The following is a 22,707-nucleotide window of genomic DNA, read 5'->3' as shown; positions in this document are numbered from 1 at the left end:
CGGGCTACCCCTGCTGGGTTTGGGTCGGCGGGCGCTTGCGGGTGCGTCGCCGCTTCGGCTTGCCCTTGTCCAGCCGGCTGGCCATTTGCAGGCGCTCGTCGGCACCGGCCTCCTGGTAGTGGCTCCACCAGGCGCCGAGACCCTGCAGGTTTTCCCCGGCCTGCTCGCGCATCAGCAAAAAGTCGTAGGCGGCGCGGAAGCGCGGATGCTCGAAGACCTTTTCGGCGCGGCTGCCCTGGCGTCGTGCCAGGCGGTCCTGCAGCAGCCAAATCTCGCGCATAAATTGGGTGAAACGTTTGGGAATAGAGGTGGTTTGCAGCTGCTGGCTGATGACATTCTGGGCCGCCTGCTGGTGGGCCTGCAGGGGCTTGAGTCCCTGTTGCTGCAGTTTTTTCTCTTCTTTGCCCAGCGGTGCCCAGAGTAATGCAGCGAGGATAAAGGCCGGCGTCACCCGCTGTTCGCTGGCGATGCGGGCGTCGGTATTGGCCAGCGCCTGGTTGATCAATGCTTCGGCCAGCGGCTGTTCTTCGGTCAGGGCCTGCTGGGTGGCTGGCAGCAGGTACTGGAGCAACTGGTACTCCACCAGCTTGGGGAAAACGGCGGCGGCGTAGCCACCCATAAACAGTTTCAGCAGCTCTTCGAACAGGCGCGCCGGCGGGATGTTCTGCAGCAGTGAGCCCAGCTGGAATATCGGTTTGGCAGTGGCGGGGTCGATCTGGAAATCCAGTTTGGCGGCAAAGCGCACCGCGCGCAGCATGCGTACCGGGTCTTCCTGGTAGCGGGTTTCCGGCTTGCCGATCATGCGGATCTTGCGCTTGCCAATGTCCTGTACGCCACCGGTGAAATCGTGGACGCTGAACTGGTCCAGGGTGTAGTAGAGGGCGTTGACGGTAAAGTCGCGGCGCAGGGCGTCGGAGCGAATGTCGCCGTAGACGTTATCGCGCAGCAACATACCTTCGTCGGAGCGGGCCGAGTGGTTGCTGTTGTCAGCTTGCTGGTCGTGGTTGTCGCGAAAGGTGGTGACTTCGATAATCTCCCGGCCAAAGCGCACGTGTACGATTTTAAAGCGTCGGCCGATAATGCGTGAATTGCGGAACAGGCTTTTGATTTGTTCTGGCTTGGCATCGGTGGCGACGTCGAAGTCTTTTGGGTGGTCACCCAGCAGCAGATCCCGCACGCCGCCGCCAACCAGGTAGGCTTCGTGGCCGGCTTCGGCGAGCCGCGACATCACTTTCAGGGCGGCATTACTGATATTGCGCCTTGAAATAGTGTGCTTATCACGGGGAATGATTTGGTGTTTGATGCTTGGTGAACCTTTGGGTAAGAAGCTGAGCAGCCGCTTTAACATGTTTGAGTACTACTGGGTTGATTGCCTCGCGATGCAGTCGTCGTTGGCAGGGTGGTGAATTAAACGGTTTTCGCCGGCGTTGAGAACAGTTGGCTGACCGGGTGTACAGAAGGGGGGAGTCTACCACGGACCGGAGGCTCGGGTAAGGGTGGTTTTCAGGGGGCAAAAATGAAAGCGGGAAAGCAAAAGCTTTCCCGCGAAAAAATTCTTTTTATTTTTGGGTAATTGGGTTGCCGCAAAAATTGTCGCTTCCCTGCTTGCGACTGCCAGCATCTTTGCCGGCTTGCTCCATTATTGGTCAGCTACTTCTATAACTTATTAATGCTTTTCTATTTAATTATTCTTTGTTGTTGTTATTAGTATTAATGCCTTTCTTTTTATTGTTTGTCGTTATTATTAGTTTGTTGAACTTTTTTTATTGTTTGTTGTTCTTATAAGTTAGTTAAATTCTGTTTTTATTGTTTGTCGTTATTTTTATTGTTTAGGGGTTATTTTTATTCGTCTGTGTTGTTATTGTCCCAGATATAAAGCATGACCCGTGCCAGAATTGATAAGTCTATGTTTATCAACTAGTTACGCCGTTTGAGCGTTTTTGTTATTTGGATTCGCTATTACCAGCAGTTACATATTATCGGATATTCTGTTACTGCTACCCAAATGGGTAACACATCCCCGGTAACTGTTTCCCTTGTTCCCCCAACAGTAACACTACCAACCTTATGATGTTGGGTGGCGTACGGCCACCGGTGGCAGTGTGCCTGGCGCTTATTGCCTTTATTGGCTGTAGCCTGTACCCGGCAGGTACAACTATCAGGCTCAGGTACCAGGCACAAGTGCCAGGTATAGAAGTGCCAGGTATAGAAGTGCCAGGTATAGAGTCGTCGCGGAGGTTGGTCGTCGCCAGCAGGCGACGGCTGTGTGCAGAGGGAAAAGAAGGGGGCCGCTTTACTTGCTGGCGGTTTTCTTGCGTGGTATTCCCAGCTTCTGGCGTCGCTCCCACAGGCACTTGCGACTGACCCCAAGTTTGTGGGCCAGTTCGGTTTCGCTCATGGTGTCCTGGTGTTCCAGCACGAAGCGCTGGAAGTAATCCTCCAGCGACAGGTCTTCCTTGGGTTCGGGAGATTTGTGGATATGGGTGGCGCGGTTTGCACTCTGGTGGCGCTGCACGGCCTCGATGATCTCCTCCCGGTCGCGATTGATCTCGACCAGGTCGAGATCGATGGACAGTAATTTGTGGCCAATTTCCTTTTCGTCGTCACAGAGTATGACGGCGCGCTGGATGGCATTTTCCAGTTCGCGGACGTTGCCCGGCCAGGTATAGGTGGTAATCGATTGAATGGCTTCCGGGGTCAGGCGCAGGGTGCGTTTGCCCATCTCCCTGCAAAAACGCTCCAGCAGGCTTTCCGCCAGGGCGATAATGTCCTTGCCCCGGTCGCGCAGCGGGGGCAGGGTCAGCTGGACCACATTGATGCGGTAATAGAGGTCTTCGCGAAAGCGTCCCTCCCGGCACAGTTGCACCAGGTTGCGGTGGGTCGCCGCAATCAGCCGCACATCCACCTTCTTCGACTCCACTGAGCCGATGGGTCGCACCTCGCCCTCCTGCAGCACTCGCAGCAGACGGGCCTGGGCTTCCAGTGGCAGCTCGCCAATCTCATCCAGGAACAGCGTGCCGCCGTCGGCAGCGGCGACCAGGCCTTCACTTTTGCTGGCGGCGCCGGTAAAGGCGCCCTTCTCATGGCCAAACAGTTCGGATTCGATCAGGGTCTCCGGAATGGCGGCGCAGTTGACTGAAATCATGGGTTTGTGGTGGCGGGGGCTGGCGTTGTGGATGGCCTTGGCGACCAATTCCTTGCCGGTTCCTGTCTCCCCGTTCACGAGCACGGTGGCCGCCGTGGGTGCCACTTTGTGAATGCGGCTGTAGAGGTTTTTCATGGTGGCGCTGGAGCCGATCATGCCGGGAATCTGCAAGCCACTGTACTGGCTGGAGGGCTTGGCTTGCGCCTGGATTTTACTGGATTTACCGATGATGCGCTTGACCGCGGTAATCATCTCGTCGTGATCAAAGGGTTTGGCGATGTAGTCCACCGCGCCCATGCGCATGGAATCCACAGCCGAACGCAGGCTGGCGTAACTGGTCATGATCAGCACCGGAGTCTCCCCGGCGAGCTTGATCAGGTCGGTGCCGGGCGCCCCGGGCAGGCGCAGGTCGCTAATGATCAGATCGTAGCGACTGAGATCGTGGCGGCTGGTCGCTTCCTTGACCGAGCTGGCCTCATTGACACTGTACTTATTGCGTTCTAGCAGTTTGCGCAGGGCGGTGCGGATAATAGCTTCGTCTTCAACAACGAGTATATGGCTCATAATTCCTTTGATTTGTTTGTTACTAAATCACACTGCTAGTGTTACCTGTGTCCACTTCAGTTTCAAGGTTTAATGGCAATTTAATGGATATTTGTGTGCCGCGAGACTGTTCTGGCGGCGGGCTGATCACTTCGATTTGACCTTTGTGCTCCTCCACAATGCTGTACACCAGAGCCAGCCCCAGTCCGGTGCCCTGGCCCGGGTCCTTGGTGGTGTAGAACGGTTCCAGTACCCGTTCCTGGTCCTCCGTTGGAATGCCGCTACCTTCGTCGATCACGTTAAAGGTTACCTGGCCTCCCTCGCAGGCGGCGGTTATCCGGATTTCGCTGCCTCCGGGGCTGGCATCGCGGGCGTTTGACAGCAAATTGATAAAGACCTGGATCAATTTTTGCGGGTCCGCCTTGAGGGCCACGCCGGCATCGATGAGGTTGCGAATATTCACTTGTTTCTCATCTTTTTGCAGCGCCAGCAGTTGCAGCGCTTCGTTGGCGCAGTCGCGCAGCTGCACCGGCAGGTACTCGATCCGGGAAGACTGCCCGGAGTGGGAAAAGCTCACCAGTGAGTGCACGATGCGGCTGACCCGATCGGTCTGGCTGAGAATCTGGTCGGCGGTTTCCAGGGTCGCCTCCGGGTCATCGGTTTCGTAGCGCAGGTTCTGTGCCAGGCAGGCAATACCGGTGATGGGGTTGCCGATTTCATGGGCGACGCCGGCCGCCAGGCGACCGACGGAAGCCAGCCGCTCGGTGTGCATGAGTTCCCGCTCCAGCAGCTGGATTTCGGTCATGTCCTCCAGCAGGATGATTTGACCGTCGGCAATGTCCGCCGCAGGGCCGTGAATACTGGCTTTGTGCAGGCTGATCCAGTGCAGGCGCCCATCGATTTCAATTTGCTCCTTGTGCAAGTGGTGGTGAGGGCTGTCGGAAAAGTCGGCCAGCAGGCGAATCCAGGGGCCGTAGAGGCTGCTCAGGTAAGAGCCCACCACGGTTTCGGCGGCGACCCCGGTGAGCTTTTCCATGGCGAAGTTCCACATCAGGATTTCGTTATTCTGCCCCAGCGAGCAAGCCGCCAGGGGCAGCTCTTCGAGGGTGTTGCGGTGGTAGAGACGCAGGTTGTTGAGCTCGGCGGCCAACCCGGTCAAATGGCTGCGATATTGCCGCAGCCGGTTCTCAATCAAATTGATGTCGGTGGTGGTGCCATTGGTCTCTTCCGGCAAATGGTAGGGCAGCTGCTTGTCGAGTACCTCCTTGGCAACGGCGGTGCCAATAAGGCCGGACAGGTTGGCCTCGAGCTTGTTGCGCAACCGGCGCAAGGTGTAGGGCCGCCGTTCGTTCTCGCTGATCTGCAGCTCCTTGAGGGCGCGGCGGACTTCCTGGTTGGCCATGCTCGGCCCCAGGCTTTCGCTGAGGCGCTCGGCAAAATCCTCAGCGCTGTGGACCTGCAGGATCATTCGCAACGGGTGGCTGAGCTCCTCTTCGGCGCTGAGTTCGGCGCTGTAGCGTTCGCCGGCTGTGCTGCGGGTGAACAGCGAGATCAGGGCAAACACCAGCGTGTTGAGGGTGATGCTAACGGTGGTGATTTCGCTCCAGTAGTCGATACCGAGCGGCACGCTCGTGTCCAGCCCCGGGATATACAGGGCTTGCGTATCCGTAATGGCGGGGAGCACCAGGCCCACCAGCCACAGGCCGGTACCGAGCCCGAGGCCGGCCAGGAAACCCCGGCTATTGGCCTTGGGCCAGTAATTGACCGCCAGAACCCCCGGTAACAGCTGCAGCGACTCGATAAAGGCGAGGAGTGCCAGGTCGGTGAGGCTAAAATTATTGTTGAGTACTTTGTAAAACAGGAAGCCGCTGGTAAACATCAGCAACACAATGGCGCCGCGCAGCCAAAACAGCTGTCGGTGCAGGGCGCGGCGTCCAAAGCCGGTGATCGGGATAAGCCAGTGGTTGAGGATCATGGAGGCCAGTGCCAGGCACAGGGCAATCATGGCGACTGAGGCCGCCGACAGGCCGCCGAGAAAAGCCAGCAGGGTCAGGCTTTCGGAGCGCAGCTGCATCGGTACGCCGAGGGTAAAATATTGGGCTGGCAGGGGCACGTCAATGGCAAAGCCGGCCCAGAGTATGGGGAATATGGGCAGCGCCAGAAGCAGCAGCAACAGCGGGAAAACCCAGCTGATGGTGCCGCTGATTTGCCGCACCTGGGCCTCGGAGCGGCTGACGTTAAAGATGTGGGGCATGGCGATGCCGCAGCCGAGAAATACCAGCAGCAAGGCGTTGGCGGAGTTGTCCTTGATCGGGTTGTGCAGCAGTTCGAGGTTTTCCGGGTGTTCCAGCAGCCATTGATCCAGCCCGTTGAAGCCGCCGAATACCCCGTACAGGGCGAGGCCGCCAATGGTGAACAGGGCCCCGATTTTGAACAGGCTTTCAAACGCCATGGCCACCACCAGGCCGTTGGAGGTTTCCCGCCTGCCGCCGAAGGCAAGGGTAAATCCGGCGAGGATAAAACAGAACAGCAGGGCCAGGGTTTCCCGGTAGCTGAGCCCGGCCAGTGCTCGGGAGGTGTCGGCGGCGCTGTTTTGAGTGAGGATTTGCATGGTGTCGGCCACGGCCTGTAACTGCAGCACCATCAATGGCAAAAAGATCAGTGCCATGCAGGCGGTTACCAGGCGACCGGCTTTGAGGCTGTGATAGCGAAACACCATCAGGTCGGCGATGTTGTTGATCTGGAAGCGGCAGGCGAGGATGGCCATGGGGGTGAGCAGCAGCGGCGCAAACAGGAACAGTGCGCCGGCGCCCAGGTAGTAGGCCAGGGCGCCGTAGCCGAACTGGAAGGCGAGATCGACGACCCCGTAGTAGGTCCAGGCACTGGCGAAAATTCCCAGCGACAGCACCATCACCAGCGGGCTGTGGGTGATGCTGGCCGGGATCAGGCCTTTGTCGGCGCTGTAGGCAATCCCGTAGAGCAGTGATAGATAGAGAACGAAAAGGAGGGAGATCTGCGCCAGACTAAATGCCATTAGAGCGATTTCTCTTCTGCACAATAAAAGCGGCGGCAATCAGCATTACCCAGATGATGAAAGGTCGATACCAGCCGCCCTCGGGGTTGGTCATCCAGCCCAGCAGAGTCGGCAGGTAGATGTAGGTGACCAGCAGGAGCAGCAGTAACAGGCGTTGATTATGCATCGGGCAAGAGGCGGGTAGTGGTAGACCTTGCCGATGGTACTCAACTCGTCAGGCAGTGCCAACCTGAATGTGTGCGGCGGTTGGCAGGCGTGCGCGTCGCCAGTGTGCGCTGGCCCATTGCAGCTGCTCGTCACAGGGGGCACCGTGCAGCTCGGCCGGCAGAGGCAGGCCCAGCTGCCCCAGTGCTTGCTCCATGTTGGCAGCGGCGCGCTTGTTGTCGAGCGGGGTGGCAAAGCTCTGCTTGCTGAGTTTTTGGCCGGCGCCGTTGACCAGTATGGGCAGGTGTCCCATGACCGGCGCGTTGGCGCCCAGCAGACGGAATAGCAGGCGCTGACGCAGTGCGGAGTCGAGCAGGTCGCCACCGCGGATTATGTGGCTGATGCCCTGGGCGATGTCGTCCACTACCACCGCCAGTTGATAGGCGTAGAGACCGTCCTTGCGCTTGATGACAAAGTCGCCCGGATAAGTCTGCAGCTGCTGCCGCTGCTCACCTCGCCACAGGTCCCGGTAGTGTTCCAGGCCCGCTTCGCCGGCGGGAATGCGCAGCCGCAGCGCGCAGGTTTTGTTGCCCGGGGGATGTTGGCGGCAGTGGCCGTCATAGGCGCTGAGGCCTTTCAGGCGCTGGCGGCTGCAGCTGCACGGATAGGTATGGCCGGCGCGGGTCAGCTGCGCCAGGGCCTCACTGTAGGCCGCAAGACGCTGGCTTTGATACATGACCTCGCCGTCCCAGTACAGCTGATGGGCCTCGAGGGCGCAGAGAATGGCACTGGCTGCACCGGGCTGTTCCCGCGGCGGGTCGAGGTCTTCCATGCGCACCAGCCAGCGGCCGTCGCAGTGACGGGCATCCAGATAGCTGGCGAGCGCGGTAAATAGCGAACCCTGGTGGAGTTCGCCAGTGGGCGAGGGTGCAAATCGACCGGTGTAGGGAGGGCTGGAAAGAGAACTCACGGGGCGAGAGTGCAAGATGCCCGGGCTGGCATCCTGGGGCGCTGTTTAGCCGCCGACTTGCCGCTCTTTGATTTCATCGAGTGTCTTGCAGTCGATGCACTGGGTGGCGGTGGGCCGCGCTTCCAGTCGACGAATACCGATTTCGACACCGCAGGTGTCGCAGTAGCCGTAATCGTCGTTTTCAATCAGCTCGAGGGTGCTGTCAATCTTCTTGATCAGCTTGCGCTCGCGGTCGCGAGTGCGCAGTTCCAGGCTGAATTCTTCTTCCTGACTGGCGCGATCGGCCGGGTCGGGGAAGTTGGCCGCCTCGTCTTTCATGTGGGTGACTGTGCGGTCTACCTCTTGCATCAGGTCGGATTTCCAGTTTACCAGCAGCTTGCGGAAATGCTCTTTCTGGTCGTCGCTCATGTATTCTTCGCCCTGCTTTTCCTTGTAGGGCGTGAATCCACGCAACGTGATGCTAGCGTTTTGTTTTTGGGTATTGGGCATCGCTTTACGCCTCGTTGTTTCTCTAAACTCATAACAATTGGGGACATGCACCGCCAATTTCAAAGTGACCCCGCCAAAGCATGAGTTTTGACGGTAGGCGCGGGGGCGGTTTTTATTCATGCCAAGCGGGCGCGGATACTGCGCTTATGCTTCCGTGCTGTCAACTAAATATCTCAAACTGGCATATTTTTCAACCTAAACCCGCCGCGGGTGCATTTTTTCTCCCAGACCATACAATGTGCGGCCAAGATTACCAATGGATGTCAGTATAGATGAAATTTTCAGCTCCGCTGCAGCAGGGTACCTTCCTGCGGCGCTACAAGCGGTTCCTGGTGGATGTGGGTCTGCCCGGGGGCGAGGAGATTACCATTCACTGCCCCAATACCGGTTCTATGCGAGCCTGTCTGGCTGAGGGCAGTCCCTGCTGGTTTTCAAGGTCCGACAATCCGGCGCGCAAATATCCCCATACCTGGGAGATAGCCACTACGCCGGCGGGCGACCTGGCGGGTGTCAATACCGGTCGCGCCAATGGCTTGGTGGTAGAGGCGATTGAGGCGGGTGTGATCACCGAGCTGCAGGGCTACAATGAGCTGGCCACCGAGGTGCGCTATGGTGAGGAGCGCAGTCGCATTGACATACTGCTGTCCGGGGCGGGCGGGGATTGTTACGTCGAAGTAAAAAGCGTCACCCTCTGTGAAGACGGGGATCGCGGCTTGTTCCCCGACGCGGTCAGCAGTCGCGGCGCCAAACACTTGCGCGAACTGATGCTGATGGTGGCGCGCGGGCATCGGGCGGTGTTGTGTTACTGCGTGCAGCACTCGGCAATCACCAGTGTCGCCGCTGCCGAGCACATCGACCCGGCCTACAGCACGGCATTGCGTGAGGCGGTGGCAGCCGGGGTTGAAGTGTTGGCCTATGGGGCCCGGCTCGGTCCGACAGAAATCGTGCTGGATCGGGCCCTGCCGTTTATCCAGTAATGGCTGCCGATGTTCAGGGCAGATCTACCCAGATATTTTCATCGCGCAGTTCCAGCTTGATCGGTTGCAGTGACTGGCCGCTGCAGGGGCCGAAGATGCAGCGACCCTGCTCAATAGTAAACAGCGCGCCGTGGGTGGAGCACTGGATCAGTTCGCCGTAGTAATCGAGAAAGCGGTCCTCCACCCACTCCAGCGGGACGCCCATATGGGGGCAGGAGTTGTGGTAGGCGAACACCCTGCTCCCGCGGCGGACGATAAAAAATTTGGTGCCGCGCAGGGTGAAGCCTTTGCTCTGCAGGTTTTCGATGGCGGCTAGCGGGCACAGTTTTTCCACGCTTGATTTCCCGGTCTGGCGGCGACTCAGCTGTTTTGCAGGGCTTTGATGCGCTCCTCCAGGGGCGGGTGGCTGGAGAACAGGCGCGACAAATTCTGCTTGAAGCCGCCGCTGATGCCGAACGCATAGATACTGTCAGGCATGGAGCTGGGCACCTTGGCTTCGACCTCCATTTGCAGTCGCCGCAGGGCATTGATCATCGCACCCCGGCCGGCCAGCTGGGCGCCGGCGTGGTCGGCGCGAAACTCGCGGTAGCGGGAAAATTTCATCACAATAATGGAGGCCAGTACTGCGAGTACCATCTCGGCCACAAACGTCGTGATATAAAAGCCTATACCGTGGCCGTTCTCACTCTTGAAGATAGCGCGGTCCACGGTGTGGCCGATAATGCGGGCGAAGAACATAACAAAGGTATTTACCACCCCCTGGATCAATGCCAGGGTCACCATGTCGCCGTTGGCAACGTGGCCGATTTCGTGGGCCAGTACCGCGCGCACCTCTTCCTTGTCAAAGCGTTGCAGCAGGCCGGCACTGACCGCGACCAGGGCCGCGTTGCGGTTCCAGCCGGTGGCAAATGCGTTGGACTCCTGGGCGGGGAAAATGCCCACATCGGGCATTTTAATCCCGGCTTTGGTGCTGAGATCGCGGACCGTCTCCAGCAGCCAGCGCTCTTCCGGGGTGCGCGGCTGTTCGATGATTTGCGTGCGAGTCCCCATTTTGGCCATAAATTTGGACAAAAACAGCGAGATGATCGAGCCGCTGAAACCAAACACGGCACAGAAGATCAGCAGGCTGTTGAGATTCAATCCCCCGCTGCGATCCAGGTAGGAGCCGACGCCCAGCAGGTTGAGGGTAATGCTGGCCACCAAAATAACGGCCAGGTTGGTTAACAGAAACAAGCCAATGCGCAGCACAGTACAACTCCTGAATGAAAATTTTCAGTCCTTAAGATGGTTGCCGTTGGGAAAAATTCAATGGCTGCGGGAAAAAGAATTGTGCGGGGACTCTTTACATGTCCGGGTGAGGCTTGGCGACAGCTGGGTCTGGATCAGATCTCGGAGAGGTTGGTGTTGGCGTGTTCGGCCTGGTCGAGCAGTTGCTGCTTGAGTTCCGGGTCCAGGTCATTCCAGTGAATGTCGATAAGGGCCCCCTCGAGCGCGTACAGCATGACCTTGGATACCTGAATGCCCCTGGCCTTGATGCGGCTGTAGGCCTCCACTGCGCCGAGCTTTTTGAGGTCATCATGGCAGTTGACACCGATGGCGTGAAGGATGTTTACCGAGGCTGCGCCCAGGTTTTTCAGCTCCAGCAAATCATTATGGCGTTGTGTCATCCCAGTCGTTCCTGACAGATTATTTTTATAGTCCGGTGTTTGGCTACCGGGGCCACCATCAAGCTATAATACATGCTTATTGGGTTTAGGCAAATAAGGGCAGGGAGTTATGCCGGAAATCGCGGCCGAGGAATTGACTGGCCAGACCGAGCGCCACCTGGTGCCCTGCTGGAGTGGGGGGCTGGTGCATCGCCAGGCCCTGGGACCACTGCAGCAACTGCGTGAGATGGCTCGTGCTGCGGGCTTCGAGTTGGCAATTGCCAGCAGTTTTCGCAGCTACGAGCGACAGTTATTGATATGGCGGCAAAAAGTTGCTGGCGAGCGCCAGTTGATTTCCGCCGCCGGCGCTGTGCTCGATCCGAGCCAGCTGACCGATGCTCTGAAGCTGGAAGCGATCCTGCGCTGGTCAGCGTTGCCGGGGTTGTCGCGCCATCACTGGGGTACTGACTTTGATGTTTACGATGCCGCCGCCGTAAACGCGAATTACCGCTTGCAGTTGACCGAGGCAGAATATGGTTCTCACGGGCCGTTTGCCGCTTTCAGTCGCTGGCTGGGAGAGCGGATTGCCAGGGGGGAGTGCGGCGGCTTTTTTCGCCCCTATGATCGCGATCGGGGTGGGGTGGCGCCGGAGCCCTGGCATATCAGTTACCGACCGGTGGCCGATACTTACGCTGCGGGGCTGGATTTTCAGTTGTTTGAGCGGCTGCTGCAATCAGGGGATTGGCCGCTGAGCGCGGAAATAGGTTGTCGCGCAGAGGAAATTTTCCAGCGTTATGTGTTGAACGGTCAATGATGCGCTGGGCCGGGGCCGGGAGGATTTAGTGCTGGGATCGAGGTGGCACCGGGGTTAAACTGGGGCTTAAGTAAATGCTGATATACTGCTGCTGTGCAGTTATATAGTGGTGCTGTCTTAGTGTGGTGCTGTCGCGGGCGATGTGGTGAGCGCGGCAGTGTGTTTTTAAAACGTGCTTCGCCCCTCTGCCAGTTCTTGTCGGACCAGAAATAATGTCTACATTAAAGCCCGTAATTAACCCCGACGACGATGTCTGGGCAACCATTCTCGATGAGGCCGAAGCAGCCAGTCGCGCGGAACCGGTGCTGGCCAGCTACTATCACGCCGCTATCCTCAAGCATCGCAGTTTTGAGGCCGCCATCAGTTTTCACCTGGCCAACAAGCTCGATAGCGCGACAGTGCCGGCGATGACCGTGCGCGACGTCATTACCGAGGCGATGCAGGCGGAGCCCGGGATTGGTATCGCCATGCGCGCGGATATTCGCGCCTATCGCGATCGCGACCCTGCCTGCGATCGCTTTATCATGCCGTTTCTCTATTTCAAGGGGTTTCACGCCTTGCAGGCGCAGCGGGTCAGCCACTGGTTGTGGCGGCAGCAGCGCAAATCGCTGGCGCTGTATTTCCAGAACCAGATCTCCCAGACGTTTGCGGTGGATATCCACCCCGGCGCGAAAATTGGCAGCGGTATAATGATCGATCATGCCACCGGGGTGGTGGTAGGGGAGACGGCGGTTATCGGTGACAATGTGTCCATGCTGCACTCCGTCACTCTCGGCGGTTCGGGCTGCAGCGGCGGTGATCGGCATCCCAAGGTGGGCTCGGGGGTGTTGATCAGTGCCGGGGCAAAAATACTGGGCCCCATAACGATTGGTGATGGCGCTAAAATTGGCGCTGGCAGTGTGGTTTTGATTTCCGTGCCGGCCCATACGACGGCGGCCGGCGTACCGGCGCGAATTATCGGCCGGGCGGCGGGGGAGGCCCCGGCACTGGATATGGACCACTGCCTGGGCGAAACCTGATGCAATGCAAAAAAGCTGCGTAATAAGCTTGCAGTCAACTTGAAGTGTACAATTAATATAAAGGCTGCTGTCGACTTACAGGCTATAGTCAACAAGAAGGCTGCAATCATCATAAAGACTGTAGTCAATATATAGGGAAATTCGATTCAATCCGGGTATTCAATTTGAAACCAACCGCGAATGACAACAGGAAGTTGTTAAGCCTGGCTCGAGAGATGCTCGAGCAGGCGCTTGGGCATATGCGTCAGCAAGCAATTGCGACAACTCCCGAAAACATTAAAGTCTGGTATCACTATGTCCAGGCGGATATACCCCAGCTAAATCAGGATATCGATGGCCTGCTCGAGCGCGGCAAGGAGTTCTCCGCCGCCATAAGTGAGGAGCTCTATCGACGTTACTTTACCGAAATGGACGATCGGAAAATGGACACGTTGCGCAAGGCGCTGCGTGAACTGATCGCCGACTTCAGTGAAAGCTTGCAGGAGCTGGCCGCTGGTATTGGTGATTACGACAGCGTACTGCAGCGCAGCTATGAGGCGCTGCAGTCGGCCAGGGATGAGCAGCGGCTAGAGCAGTTAATCGAAGTGTTGCTGCGCGAATCAAAGGTGGCGTTGCAGGCCAGCAGCCAGGCCCGGCACAAGATCGACCTGCTGAGCGAAGAGATCACCCAGCTCAAAACCGTGATGGGGGACCTGGAGCGCAGCGCGCTGGAAGATGCACTCACCAATACCGCTAACCGGCGGGCATTCGACCAGGTGTTTAGCGATTACCTCAAGCTCGCCCGCAGTAGCGGGCGTGGTTGCTGCCTGGTGCTGGTTGATATCGACCGGTTTAAAGGCTTTAACGACAAGTTCGGCCATCAGGCCGGAGACAAGGTGTTGCGGTTTGTGGCCATGATCCTGAAGAAAATGGTCAAAGGGCAGGATTTTGTGGCGCGTCATGGCGGCGAGGAGTTTGCTATTTTGTTGCCGGCGACCCGCTATGAAGGCGGGTTGGCGCTGGCCCGGTCTATTGTCGAGCGCATAGCGGGAACCCGCCTGCTGGTCGGTAGCAATAGTGATACGTCGGTGTCGGTGTCAGTATCGGCGGGGGTTGGTTTCAGTCGCGCGGAAGACACGCCCGACACCTTGTTTGCGCGGGCGGACAAGTGCCTGTATGAAGCCAAGCAAAAGGGGCGCAACTGCGTGGTGGGGGAGCACGGCCTGTAGCGCGCTGTCAGGGGCGTTTTTCACTCTGCAGCCAGTTGAGCACGGCCTCCCGGTGCAGCAGCAACTTGCGTAAATGGCGCAATTGTCTCGGCTCCAAAGAACCTTTCGTTTGCAGGCAGGCGATGTGAGCTTTTAATTTGACGATCTCGTCATGCAACTCCTGCTCGATGTTTACGCAACTGACGTCGTCGTCACCGATGCGAATATGGCGGCTGGCTCCGCTGGCGAAATCCATAGGTACATCCTTGTGAGCGGGTCATGCCCGGCGCTTGAATAGTTTACTGTTGTCCCATCTGGCCGCCTGACCGGCGGTCCATTAACTGTTAGTCACAGTGCTATTGTTGATTACAGCACGGTTGTTAGTAGCAGTACTATGCCGGGCAGTCCCGGGATTCACAAGTCCGCGCAATCTGTAAGATTTGTGAGACTTTGCCTACAGCGCGGCGGCTCTGTGAAATGCAAGGCTTTGTGGAGTGCAAAGGCTCTGTGCAGCGCAAAGGTCTCGCAGAGAGCAGGCGCGCTATAGGCCGCACCGGGCTGGCAGCTGCCATGCTGCAAGGCTCCTGGTTGCGGTGTGCCCGGTTGCACGGTGCCAGGTTGCGAGCGGCCACGCTGATAACTACTATTATTAATTACTGTGCGGTCAGCAGAGAGCAATCATTGGGCGGTCACCAGCTATGACGCAATCACTATTTGATATTATTTTTCGCGGCGACATTCTGCCGGGGCAGCAGATCGCCGCAGTTAAATCCCGACTGGCCAAGCTGTTTAACACCGATGCCAGCACCATTGATGCGCTGTTCACCGGCGGTGCGGTGCCCCTCAAGCGCAACCTGGACCGGGCCGGTGCGGAGCAATACCTGGCGGTGCTGCGGCGGGCGGGCGCTGATGTACAAGCCGTGGCCGCGGGGTCCATAAAAGCCGCGCCGCGGCGCAATCGCGGCTCTGCGGCAGATTCCGGATCCGCAGCCCCCGCGGGCGGCCAGCCGCGCCAAACGTTGCGCCAGCGGTTGGCAGCCGAGGCCGCTGCCGGTCCGGCCGTCTCTCCTGATCGATCCCCGGATGCCAGCCTGTCTTCGGATTCGGGCCAGCAGGCGGCGGTTAACCAGCCTGCGCCTGAGGCTTTACCCCGGGCCGTTGCCGGGTCCGAGACTGAAAGCGCGGATTTGTCGCTGCGCCCGGTCGGCAGCGACATGCTCGATGCGGCGGAGCGACAGCCGCCCCAACCGCTGGTCGTTGATACCAGCGGCCTGAGTTTGCGGGCCGCGGAAGGCAACCTTGTGGATAGCGACGAGCTGTCACGGCCACAGCCGGTGGTGGTGGGCGATATCAATTTCAGCCTGGATGAGCCAGGCGCTGATTTGCTGCGGCAGAGTGAGCGGCGCCCGCCGGCTGCTGTCAGTGTGCAGCTGCCGGAATTGGAAGTTGCTCCGGCGGGCAGTGATTTGGGACAGAAGAAGGCGCCTCCGCCACCGCCACCGCCGGACACCAGTGCCATTGCCCTGGTCTCGATTGACCAGGCTGTCGCGGACGGAAGTGGGGAGTCTTGAGTTAATACGGCTTAGCCGCAAGGCTTTGCAGCCGTCACTTCTGATCTTTGACGGCGCTGCGCTCGCGGTGCTCGCCTTGTCTGGCGCCTGGGGGATAAGTCCGGGAAAAGCCGTTTTGCTGCAGTAATTTGATTAGAGTGACCAGGGTGCAGTGTTGCAGAAATACGCCTTGAGTTGGCATGCTTCGGTTGCGAGGGGTGGGATTGGCGCCGGATTCAGGCAAGCGAACAGCAGGGAGCGGCTCGCAGCATTGGGGCGTTCACCTGATCGGCAATATTTATTAGATATTGCCGATCAGGCATCGTCGGCAAGACATTGCCAACGACACGTTGCCGCTTAGAAGTGCGGCTTTTCCTTGGCTTTCTCGAAGTTGGTCTTGGCCTCGGAAATCTCCTTGCGGGCTTCCTCGGCGTTGCCCCAGCCATCGATTTTGACCCATTTGCCAGGCTCCAGATCCTTGTAGTGCTGGAAAAAATGGGAGATTTGGTGCTTGACCAATTCTGGCAGGTCGTCGATATCATGCACGTCTTTGTAGAGCGGTGTCACCTTGTCGTGGGGAACCGCGACAATCTTGGCGTCCTCGCCACCATCGTCGGTCATCTTCAATACGCCAACCGGGCGACAGCGAATGACTGCGCCGGTAACCACAGCTAGCGGCATGACAACCATGACGTCAACAGGGTCGCCGTCGCCGCAGAGGGTGTGCGGCACGTAACCGTAGTTGCAGGGGTAGTGCATGGCGGTGCCGAGCATGCGATCGACGAAGATCTCGCCGGAATCCTTGTCTACTTCGTACTTGATGGGGTCGCCGCGCAGGGGGATCTCAATAATAACATTGATGTCGTTGGGCAGGTCTTTTCCCGAGGGAACTTCATCGTAACTCATAAGCTGCATTCCGCAATGGTGGTTTGGATAGGGTTAAAAATTGCGGCGATTCTAGCACAGTCAACACCTGTCTATAAAGAAGAGGGGGTTGCCGTCGGGGTTACCGGGGCCCAGGCGGTCGAAAACCGCTGGGCAGCAGTCCCCAATCAGGATACGAGGCAGATTCACTGGCAGACCAATTGCGCCACGCCAGTATGTTGAATAGACTGGGAGCGGGTGGTCACTACAGTTGCGCGAGCAGGCAGTTCACTGCTCGGCCATCCTCATGCTTCGATGTATAACGACAATAAAAAGTCCTGAGGGGAATGTATGGATATGCTGATTCTTCCGCCTGTTTTGGGGGTGGTGGGGCTGCTTGTGGCAGCCGTAATCTATGGGGTCGTAAAGCGCTACCCGGCGGGTGAGGGTTTGGTCACCGAGATCGCCGCGGCCATTCACGAAGGCGCGATGGTCTTTATGCGGCGGGAGTACTCCATTCTCGCTGCATTCGCACTGGTCTTAACGGTTTTGTTATTTATTGGCTTTCGCTCCTGGCACACGCCGCTGGCCTTTGTCACCGGCGCTCTGTGTTCCGCGATCGCTGGCTACGTGGGCATGTACGCCGCTACCAAAGCCAATGTTCGCACCACCGTCGCGGCCCGGGACCAGGGCCAGGCAGCGGCGCTCAGCGTCGCCTTTTACGGTGGTTCTATTATGGGGTTGGTGGTGGCCTCGATGGGGCTGTTGGGGCTGGGCGGGCTCTACCTGCTGTTTGGTGCCAATCCGGAGCACGCGGAAGCGATTCACGGCTTTGGCATGGGGGCGTCGACCGTGGCACTGTTCTCCCGGGTGGGGGGCGGTATTTTCACCAAGAGCGCCGATGTGGGGGCGGACCTGGTGGGCAAGGTCGAGGCGGGCATCCCGGAGGATGATCCACGCAACCCCGGGGTCATTGCTGATAATGTGGGCGACAATGTCGGCGATGTGGCCGGCATGGGCTCCGACATTTTTGAGTCCTATTGCGGCTCGATGATCGCCACCATCGCCATCGCCTCAACCATGGGATTGGCGGCGCTGGAAGTGCTCGGCGGTGACCGCGGGCAGTTGATGTTTGCCCCTTTGGCGCTGGCTTCGGTGGGATTGATTTGCTCTATCCTCGGTATCCTGCTGGTGAAAGTGGCTTCGGCCAGGTCGCCGGAAGTGGCCCTGCGCATGGGCACTATCGGGGCGACCATTCTGTTTATCCTGGCCGCCTACGTGTTGATCAACAGTTTGGGTATCGGCGCCAGTGTCTGGCTGTGTGTGGTTTGCGGCGCGGTTGGCGGCATAGTGATCGGACTGGTGACTGAGTATTACACCGGCGGTAAACCGGTGCGCGAGATTGCCAAAGGTGGCGAGACCGGCCCAGCCACCGTGATGATTGCCGGCCTCGCCACCGGCATGGAGTCGGTGGTCATCCCGGTGCTGGTGATCGCCGGTATTATTTTTACCACCAGCAGTCTGTTGCCGGAGGGGGCCGGGGTTTATGGGGTTGGCATCGCCGCGGTCGGTATGTTATCGACCGTCGGCATTACCATGGCCATCGATGCCTACGGCCCAGTGGCGGATAACGCCGGTGGTATTGCCGAGATGGCGGGCCTGGGGCCGGAGACGCGCGCCATCACCGACGGCCTGGATGAGGTGGGTAACACCACGGCGGCCATTGGCAAGGGGTTCGCCATCGGTGCTGCCGGCCTGGCGGCACTGGCGATTATTGCCGCCTACATCGAAACGGTATCCCATCATGTCGCCGGGTTTGCCCTCAATATCAGCGATCCGGAAGTGCTGACGGGCATGTTTCTCGGCGCCATTTTCCCGTTTCTGGTCAGTGCCTTGACCATGCGGGCAGTGGGCGACGCCGCCTTCGATATGATCAAGGAAATCCGCCGTCAGTTCCGCGAGATACCCGGCCTGATGGAGGGCACCGCCAAGCCCGACAGCGGGCGCTGCGTGGATATTGCCACCCAGGCCGCGCTGCGGAAGATGGTGTTGCCGGGTACCCTGGCGGTCGCAGCACCGGTGGTGGTGGGCTTCGGTATTGGCCCGGCGGCGCTGGGAGGGATGCTGGGTGGTGCGCTGATCTGCTGTGTGTTACTGGCCCTGACCATGGCCAACGCCGGCGGTGCCTGGGACAACGCCAAGAAATACATCGAAAAGGGCAACCTCGGCGGCAAGGGCTCCCCGGTGCACAAGGCCGCTGTAGTGGGTGATACCGTCGGCGACCCGTTCAAGGATACCAGTGGCCCGGCCATGAACATCCTGATCAATGTGATGGCCATTGTCAGTTTGGTGATTGCACCACTACTGGCTTGATACTGATTAGGCCTGATGCGGGCGTGGCCTGATGGAGGGCTGGCGAGAAGCAGCAGAAAGAACTACAAACCACTCCTCGCTTTCAGTAGAATCGTCGTTTTTTCGCAGCGCAAGAATAATTAGGGAAGAGTTATGCGACGAGTGGTGTTCAACGAAAAAGGCGGTGTCGGCAAATCCAGCATCGCTTGCAATCTGGCGGCAATCAGCGCCTCGCGGGGTAAGCGGACACTGGTTGTCGACCTTGATCCGCAGTGCAATTCCACCCAGTACCTGCTGGGCGAGGTGCCGGAGACCAACACCATCGCTCAATACATGGAGCAAACCCTGGCATTTTCCCTGCGCGGTAACAAGCCGGAAGCTTATGTCCACGCCACCCCGTTTGAAAATTTATTCCTGATCCCCTCCAGCTTCGAACTGCTGACCCTGGAGCACAAGCTGGAGTCGCGCCACAAAATCTACAAGCTGCGCGATTTGCTGGACAAGATCGGCGATGATTTCGATGAAGTCTATATCGACACCGCCCCGGCGTTGAACTTCTACACTCGCTCGGCCCTGATAGCCGCCAATAGCTGCCTGATTCCGTTTGATTGTGACGCCTTCTCCCGCCAGGCCCTGTACTCCATCCTGCAGGTGATCGACGAGATTCGCGAAGACCATAACGACGCCCTGGAAATCGAGGGGATTGTGGTCAACCAGTTTCAGCCTATGGCCCGGTTGCCCACCCAGTTGATTGAAGAGTTGATCGCGGAAGAGCACCCGGTGCTGCCGGTTTACCTCAACCAGTCGGTAAAAATGCGCGAATCCCACCACGCCTGCAAACCGCTGATCAACTTCGCCCCCTCCCACAAGCTCACCAAACAGTTTGTCGAGCTGTACGACTGCTTGGAGCGCTGATTGGCAAACTTTACTCTGCGCTAGCAGGCGCAGCGAAAGTAGGTTTCGTCTTCCAGTCGCAGCATGGTCATGGCGCCGCCCCAGACACAGCCGGTATCGAGGGCGTAGACATTGCTGACTGGCGCCTGGCCCTGCAGTCCGGCCCAGTGCCCAAAGACTATTTTATCCGCCAGGGTTTTGCGCTGCGGGTGGGCGAACCAGGGCAGATAACCCTTGGCACCGCTGTTGATATCACCCTTGGCCCCCAACTCCAGTTTGCCGGCGGCGTCGCAGAAACGCATGCGGGTAAAGTAGTTGGTGATCAGTCGCCAGCGGGCGGTCCCCGCGAGACTGTCTTTCCAGACGGCCGGCTTGTTGCCGTACATATTGGCGAAAAAGCTGTCGAAATGCTTGCCGCGCAGCACCTGTTCCACTTCCCCGGCGCGCTTTAGCGCATCGGCCAGGCTCCAGCAGGGCGGGATCCCCGCGTGAACCATGGTAAAGCCCAGGCTGGCATCGTGATGCAGCAGTGGGCGGTGGCGCAGCCACTCGAGCATGGCATCGCGATCCGGCGCTTGCAGTATGGCTTCCAGGGTGTCCCCTTTGGAGGCCAGGCGCTGGCCCGAGGCGACTGCCAGCAAGTGCAGGTCGTGGTTGCCCAGCACACAGGTGACGTTGTCGCGCAGGGCGTAGATAAAGCGCAGGGTGTCGAGGGAGGCCGGACCGCGATTGATCAGGTCGCCCACCAGCCAGAGGCGGTCGCGGTCGGCACTGAAGCGGGCGTCCTCGAGCAGGCACTTGAGGGGAGCCAGGCAGCCCTGTAGATCTCCGATTGCGTAAGTCGCCATGAATATTCGCCAGCGCCCGGGCTAGTGCAGCATGTCGGGCGGCAGCAGCACAAATTCCGGTATTGGAACTTCAAACTCCGCCCCGTCTGCGGCGCGCATCTGGTAGGCGCCGGACATGGTACCCGATTTGGTTTCGATGATGGCGCCGCTGCTGTAGGTGTAATCCGTACCCGGCTCGATCACCGGTGTCTCCCCGACCACCCCGGCACCGGCCACTTTCTGGGTACGGCCGCTGGCGTCGGTAATCAACCAGCGGCGGCTCATCAATTGGGCGGCGCTGCGACCGAGATTGGCGATGGTAATGGTGTAGGAAAAAACGAATTTCTTTTCCTCCGGGCGCGACTGTTCCCGCAGGTAGCGGCACTTGACCCGAATACGGATGTCGCCGGGACTAATGCTCATGGGGTTTACCCTGCTCAAGTTGTTGCGCCAGCTCATTGCTCAGGGCCACGTATTCAGCCACGCTAACCTGTTCAGGACGCACACTGGTATCGATGCTGACGGACTCTATAGCATCCACTGGCAGCAATTGCTTGAGGGCATTGCGCAAGGTCTTGCGGCGCTGCTGGAAGGCGACATTGACCAGCCGCTGCAGCAGTTCGATGTCTCGGGCCGGGTGCGGCAGTACCGGGTGCGGGGTGAGGCGGACGATGGCGGAGTCGACCTTGGGCGCGGGGTTGAAACACTCGGGCGGTACATCGAACAGGCTCTCCACCTGGCAGTAATACTGCACCATCACACTGAGCCGGCCATAAGCCTTGATCCCGGCGGGGGCCGCCAGCCGCTTGACCACTTCCTGCTGCAGCATAAAGTGCATGTCCTGCACCTGGGCGTGGTATTCGAGCAGGTGGAAAATCAGCGGGGTGGAGATATTGTACGGCAGGTTGCCCACTACCCGCAGCGGTCTGCTATCGCCGCTGAGTAAACTGTTGAAATCGAATTTGAGGGCGTCGCTTTGATGAATCTTGAATTCCGGGTAGCGGGCGATAAACCGCGCCAGCAACAGTGGTACCAGGTCGCGGTCCAGTTCAATGACATTCAGGCTCGGGCAGGCCGCCAGCAGGTGCTCGGTAATGGCGCCCTTGCCGGGTCCAATTTCCACCAGGTTGTCAGTGGCGCGCGGGTGTATGGACTTGACGATGCGCTCAATGACGCCCTCGTCTTCAAGGAAATTCTGGCCAAATCGCTTTCTGGCTTGGTGGTTCAATAGGGTACCCATTGGCTGTGTGGAATTAAGGTTAACTGTCGGCCCGATCCTGCCGCGCCCGGGCCATATGTTGGGCGTACTGCAGGGCGGTGCGCAGGCTGCCGCCGTCGGCCTGGCCGCTGCCAGCCAGGTCCAGCGCGGTGCCGTGATCCACGGAAGTGCGGATGATGGGCAGGCCAAGGGTGATATTGACCGCCTGGCCGAAGCCCTTGTATTTGAGCACCGGCAGGCCCTGGTCGTGGTACATGGCCAGCACCGCGTCGGCGTCGGCCAGCAGCTTGGGGGTGAACAGGGTGTCTGCCGGCAGCGGGCCGAGCAGTTCCATGCCCTGCTGGCGTAACTGGCGCAGCACCGGCTCAATAATATCGATTTCTTCGCGCCCCATATGGCCGCTCTCGCCGGCGTGGGGGTTGAGACCGGCCACCAGAATGCGCGGCCGGGGGATGCCAAACAGGTTTTGCAGGTCGCAGTGCAGAATGCTGATTACCCGGGCTAGCAGCTCCGGGGTAATGGCGTCGGCCACTGCGCGCAGGGGCAGGTGGGTGGTGGCGAGGGCAACCCGCAGGCCCTCTGTGGCCAGCATCATCACCACCTTGTCGGTGCCAGTGCGCTCCGCCAGGAACTCGGTATGGCCGCTGAAAGCGATGCCAGCGTCGTTGATATTGCCCTTGTGCACCGGCGCGGTGACGAAGGCGTCGAAGTCTCGATTGAGGCAGCCGTCGACGGCCTGGCGCAGGGTTTCCAAAACGTAGCCGGCGTTGGCCGGATCCAGGCTTCCGGCCCGGCAGGGTGCCGCCATTGGCACCGCCAGTATGGCCAGTTCGCCGGCGGGCAGCGGCCTTGGCGGCTGCCCGGGCAGGTAGGGGCGCAGCTGCAGCGGCAAGCGCAATTGCGCCGCGCGCTGTTGCAACAGCTCGGGGTCGGCGATGGCGACGATCTCGTCATCGCTGGGTCGCTGGGCCAGGGCAATAACCAGGTCGGGACCGATGCCCGCCGGTTCGCCCGGTGTCAAGGCAATACGCAT

22 protein-coding genes are annotated in these 22,707 nt (G+C 59.1%); 7 read left to right on the top strand and 15 right to left on the bottom strand.

Annotation, left to right across the window (positions count from 1 at the left end; genetic code table 11):
- Positions 1-4: 4 nt before the first annotated feature.
- The 6 genes from pcnB to dksA all read right to left on the bottom strand — a co-directional run bounded on the left by pcnB (position 5) and on the right by dksA (position 8,325).
- On the bottom strand, positions 5-1,348 hold the full coding sequence (gene pcnB / locus G8764_RS07120) for a polynucleotide adenylyltransferase PcnB (RefSeq protein WP_166163576.1): 1,344 nt from the start codon (positions 1,346-1,348) through the stop codon (positions 5-7).
- 945 nt (positions 1,349-2,293) lie between these two features.
- Positions 2,294-3,709, bottom strand: a complete 1,416-nt coding sequence (locus G8764_RS07115; RefSeq protein ID WP_166163574.1) for a sigma-54-dependent transcriptional regulator — start codon at positions 3,707-3,709, stop codon at positions 2,294-2,296.
- 22 nt (positions 3,710-3,731) lie between these two features.
- On the bottom strand, positions 3,732-6,722 hold the full coding sequence (locus G8764_RS07110) for an ATP-binding protein (RefSeq protein ID WP_166163573.1): 2,991 nt from the start codon (positions 6,720-6,722) through the stop codon (positions 3,732-3,734).
- Positions 6,712-6,888, bottom strand: a complete 177-nt coding sequence (locus G8764_RS07105; RefSeq protein WP_166163571.1) for a hypothetical protein — start codon at positions 6,886-6,888, stop codon at positions 6,712-6,714. Before G8764_RS07105 ends, G8764_RS07110 begins: the two co-directional genes overlap by 11 nt.
- Before the next feature lie 48 nt (positions 6,889-6,936).
- Positions 6,937-7,836, bottom strand: coding sequence for a tRNA glutamyl-Q(34) synthetase GluQRS (gene gluQRS / locus G8764_RS07100; protein WP_166163570.1), 900 nt, complete (start codon positions 7,834-7,836; stop codon positions 6,937-6,939).
- A 45-nt stretch (positions 7,837-7,881) separates the two neighbouring features.
- Positions 7,882-8,325: an RNA polymerase-binding protein DksA gene (dksA, locus tag G8764_RS07095; RefSeq protein WP_166163568.1), complete on the bottom strand. Its 444-nt coding sequence runs from the start codon at positions 8,323-8,325 to the stop codon at positions 7,882-7,884.
- Positions 8,326-8,597: 272 nt separating this feature from the next.
- On the opposite strand from dksA, the gene sfsA reads away from it, so the two are divergent.
- Entirely contained in the window at positions 8,598-9,302 is a 705-nt protein-coding gene (gene sfsA, locus G8764_RS07090) for a DNA/RNA nuclease SfsA (RefSeq protein ID WP_166163566.1), read from the top strand.
- 13 nt (positions 9,303-9,315) lie between these two features.
- On the opposite strand, the gene G8764_RS07085 is transcribed toward sfsA, so the two are convergent.
- The 3 genes from G8764_RS07085 to G8764_RS07075 all read right to left on the bottom strand — a co-directional run bounded on the left by G8764_RS07085 (position 9,316) and on the right by G8764_RS07075 (position 10,969).
- Complete coding sequence (locus tag G8764_RS07085) at positions 9,316-9,636, bottom strand: Rieske 2Fe-2S domain-containing protein (RefSeq protein WP_166163564.1); 321 nt, start codon at positions 9,634-9,636, stop codon at positions 9,316-9,318.
- 26 nt (positions 9,637-9,662) lie between these two features.
- Positions 9,663-10,550, bottom strand: a complete 888-nt coding sequence (gene htpX, locus G8764_RS07080) for a protease HtpX (protein WP_166163563.1) — start codon at positions 10,548-10,550, stop codon at positions 9,663-9,665.
- A 134-nt stretch (positions 10,551-10,684) separates the two neighbouring features.
- A complete protein-coding gene (locus G8764_RS07075; RefSeq protein ID WP_166163561.1) occupies positions 10,685-10,969 on the bottom strand; it encodes a TfoX/Sxy family protein in 285 nt (94 codons plus the stop codon).
- Between the two features lie 109 nt (positions 10,970-11,078).
- Between G8764_RS07075 and G8764_RS07070 the strand changes: the two genes are divergently transcribed.
- The 3 genes from G8764_RS07070 (at position 11,079) to G8764_RS07060 (ending at position 13,989) form a co-directional block, all read left to right on the top strand.
- On the top strand, positions 11,079-11,762 hold the full coding sequence (locus G8764_RS07070; RefSeq protein ID WP_166163560.1) for a M15 family metallopeptidase: 684 nt from the start codon (positions 11,079-11,081) through the stop codon (positions 11,760-11,762).
- A 212-nt stretch (positions 11,763-11,974) separates the two neighbouring features.
- Positions 11,975-12,781 (top strand): serine O-acetyltransferase, encoded by an 807-nt coding sequence (gene cysE, locus G8764_RS07065; RefSeq protein WP_166163558.1) that lies wholly within the window; start codon positions 11,975-11,977, stop codon positions 12,779-12,781.
- Positions 12,782-13,020: 239 nt separating this feature from the next.
- Positions 13,021-13,989, top strand: coding sequence for a GGDEF domain-containing protein (locus G8764_RS07060; protein WP_166163556.1), 969 nt, complete (start codon positions 13,021-13,023; stop codon positions 13,987-13,989).
- Positions 13,990-13,996: 7 nt separating this feature from the next.
- Here the strand turns inward: G8764_RS07060 and G8764_RS07055 are convergent, their stop codons facing one another.
- Positions 13,997-14,224, bottom strand: coding sequence for a hypothetical protein (locus tag G8764_RS07055; RefSeq protein ID WP_166163554.1), 228 nt, complete (start codon positions 14,222-14,224; stop codon positions 13,997-13,999).
- 442 nt (positions 14,225-14,666) lie between these two features.
- Here G8764_RS07055 and G8764_RS07050 point away from each other — a divergent pair, with 442 nt between their 5' ends.
- The gene (locus tag G8764_RS07050) at positions 14,667-15,539 is read left to right on the top strand and encodes a hypothetical protein (protein ID WP_166163552.1); all 873 of its coding nucleotides are present in this window, start codon (positions 14,667-14,669) and stop codon (positions 15,537-15,539) included.
- A gap of 336 nt (positions 15,540-15,875) precedes the next feature.
- Here G8764_RS07050 and ppa read toward each other — a convergent pair whose 3' ends face one another.
- On the bottom strand, positions 15,876-16,424 hold the full coding sequence (ppa, locus tag G8764_RS07045; protein WP_166163550.1) for an inorganic diphosphatase: 549 nt from the start codon (positions 16,422-16,424) through the stop codon (positions 15,876-15,878).
- 315 nt (positions 16,425-16,739) lie between these two features.
- Between ppa and G8764_RS07040 the strand changes: the two genes are divergently transcribed.
- Positions 16,740-18,755: a sodium-translocating pyrophosphatase gene (locus tag G8764_RS07040; RefSeq protein ID WP_243748649.1), complete on the top strand. Its 2,016-nt coding sequence runs from the start codon at positions 16,740-16,742 to the stop codon at positions 18,753-18,755.
- Between the two features lie 132 nt (positions 18,756-18,887).
- Complete coding sequence (locus tag G8764_RS07035; protein WP_166163546.1) at positions 18,888-19,649, top strand: ParA family protein; 762 nt, start codon at positions 18,888-18,890, stop codon at positions 19,647-19,649.
- Positions 19,650-19,669: 20 nt separating this feature from the next.
- Here the strand turns inward: G8764_RS07035 and G8764_RS07030 are convergent, their stop codons facing one another.
- The 4 genes from G8764_RS07030 to pdxA are packed head-to-tail and all read right to left on the bottom strand — an operon-like array spanning position 19,670 to position 22,707.
- Positions 19,670-20,476, bottom strand: coding sequence for a symmetrical bis(5'-nucleosyl)-tetraphosphatase (locus G8764_RS07030; protein ID WP_166163544.1), 807 nt, complete (start codon positions 20,474-20,476; stop codon positions 19,670-19,672).
- Between the two features lie 21 nt (positions 20,477-20,497).
- A complete protein-coding gene (gene apaG / locus G8764_RS07025) occupies positions 20,498-20,878 on the bottom strand; it encodes a Co2+/Mg2+ efflux protein ApaG (protein ID WP_166163542.1) in 381 nt (126 codons plus the stop codon).
- A complete protein-coding gene (rsmA, locus tag G8764_RS07020) occupies positions 20,868-21,695 on the bottom strand; it encodes a 16S rRNA (adenine(1518)-N(6)/adenine(1519)-N(6))-dimethyltransferase RsmA (protein ID WP_166163540.1) in 828 nt (275 codons plus the stop codon). The genes apaG and rsmA overlap by 11 nt, the downstream gene beginning before the upstream one ends.
- A gap of 19 nt (positions 21,696-21,714) precedes the next feature.
- Positions 21,715-22,707, bottom strand: coding sequence for a 4-hydroxythreonine-4-phosphate dehydrogenase PdxA (gene pdxA, locus G8764_RS07015; protein ID WP_207951769.1), 993 nt, complete (start codon positions 22,705-22,707; stop codon positions 21,715-21,717).

It is taken from the genome of Pseudomaricurvus alcaniphilus, assembly GCF_011440395.1.
Classification (GTDB): domain Bacteria; phylum Pseudomonadota; class Gammaproteobacteria; order Pseudomonadales; family Cellvibrionaceae; genus Pseudomaricurvus; species Pseudomaricurvus alcaniphilus.
The sequence above is the reverse complement of the archived record's forward strand: the minus strand, read 5'-3'. Positions and strand labels throughout refer to the sequence as shown.

What these genes read in the sequence shown, in the direction of transcription:
- pcnB (WP_166163576.1), bottom strand. Translation starts at nt 1,348, where the DNA reads ATGTTAAAGCGGCTGCTCAGCTTCTTACCCAAAGGTTCACCAAGCATC.
- G8764_RS07115 (WP_166163574.1), bottom strand. Translation starts at nt 3,709, where the DNA reads ATGAGCCATATACTCGTTGTTGAAGACGAAGCTATTATCCGCACCGCC.
- G8764_RS07110 (WP_166163573.1), bottom strand. Translation starts at nt 6,722, where the DNA reads ATGGCATTTAGTCTGGCGCAGATCTCCCTCCTTTTCGTTCTCTATCTA.
- G8764_RS07105 (WP_166163571.1), bottom strand. Translation starts at nt 6,888, where the DNA reads ATGCATAATCAACGCCTGTTACTGCTGCTCCTGCTGGTCACCTACATC.
- dksA (WP_166163568.1), bottom strand. Translation starts at nt 8,325, where the DNA reads ATGCCCAATACCCAAAAACAAAACGCTAGCATCACGTTGCGTGGATTC.
- sfsA (WP_166163566.1), top strand. Translation starts at nt 8,598, where the DNA reads ATGAAATTTTCAGCTCCGCTGCAGCAGGGTACCTTCCTGCGGCGCTAC.
- G8764_RS07075 (WP_166163561.1), bottom strand. Translation starts at nt 10,969, where the DNA reads ATGACACAACGCCATAATGATTTGCTGGAGCTGAAAAACCTGGGCGCA.
- G8764_RS07070 (WP_166163560.1), top strand. Translation starts at nt 11,079, where the DNA reads ATGCCGGAAATCGCGGCCGAGGAATTGACTGGCCAGACCGAGCGCCAC.
- cysE (WP_166163558.1), top strand. Translation starts at nt 11,975, where the DNA reads ATGTCTACATTAAAGCCCGTAATTAACCCCGACGACGATGTCTGGGCA.
- G8764_RS07060 (WP_166163556.1), top strand. Translation starts at nt 13,021, where the DNA reads ATGCGTCAGCAAGCAATTGCGACAACTCCCGAAAACATTAAAGTCTGG.
- G8764_RS07055 (WP_166163554.1), bottom strand. Translation starts at nt 14,224, where the DNA reads ATGGATTTCGCCAGCGGAGCCAGCCGCCATATTCGCATCGGTGACGAC.
- G8764_RS07050 (WP_166163552.1), top strand. Translation starts at nt 14,667, where the DNA reads ATGACGCAATCACTATTTGATATTATTTTTCGCGGCGACATTCTGCCG.
- ppa (WP_166163550.1), bottom strand. Translation starts at nt 16,424, where the DNA reads ATGAGTTACGATGAAGTTCCCTCGGGAAAAGACCTGCCCAACGACATC.
- G8764_RS07040 (WP_243748649.1), top strand. Translation starts at nt 16,740, where the DNA reads ATGCTGATTCTTCCGCCTGTTTTGGGGGTGGTGGGGCTGCTTGTGGCA.
- G8764_RS07035 (WP_166163546.1), top strand. Translation starts at nt 18,888, where the DNA reads ATGCGACGAGTGGTGTTCAACGAAAAAGGCGGTGTCGGCAAATCCAGC.
- G8764_RS07030 (WP_166163544.1), bottom strand. Translation starts at nt 20,476, where the DNA reads ATGGCGACTTACGCAATCGGAGATCTACAGGGCTGCCTGGCTCCCCTC.
- apaG (WP_166163542.1), bottom strand. Translation starts at nt 20,878, where the DNA reads ATGAGCATTAGTCCCGGCGACATCCGTATTCGGGTCAAGTGCCGCTAC.
- rsmA (WP_166163540.1), bottom strand. Translation starts at nt 21,695, where the DNA reads ATGGGTACCCTATTGAACCACCAAGCCAGAAAGCGATTTGGCCAGAAT.
- pdxA (WP_207951769.1), bottom strand. Translation starts at nt 22,707, where the DNA reads ATGCGTATTGCCTTGACACCGGGCGAACCGGCGGGCATCGGTCCCGAC.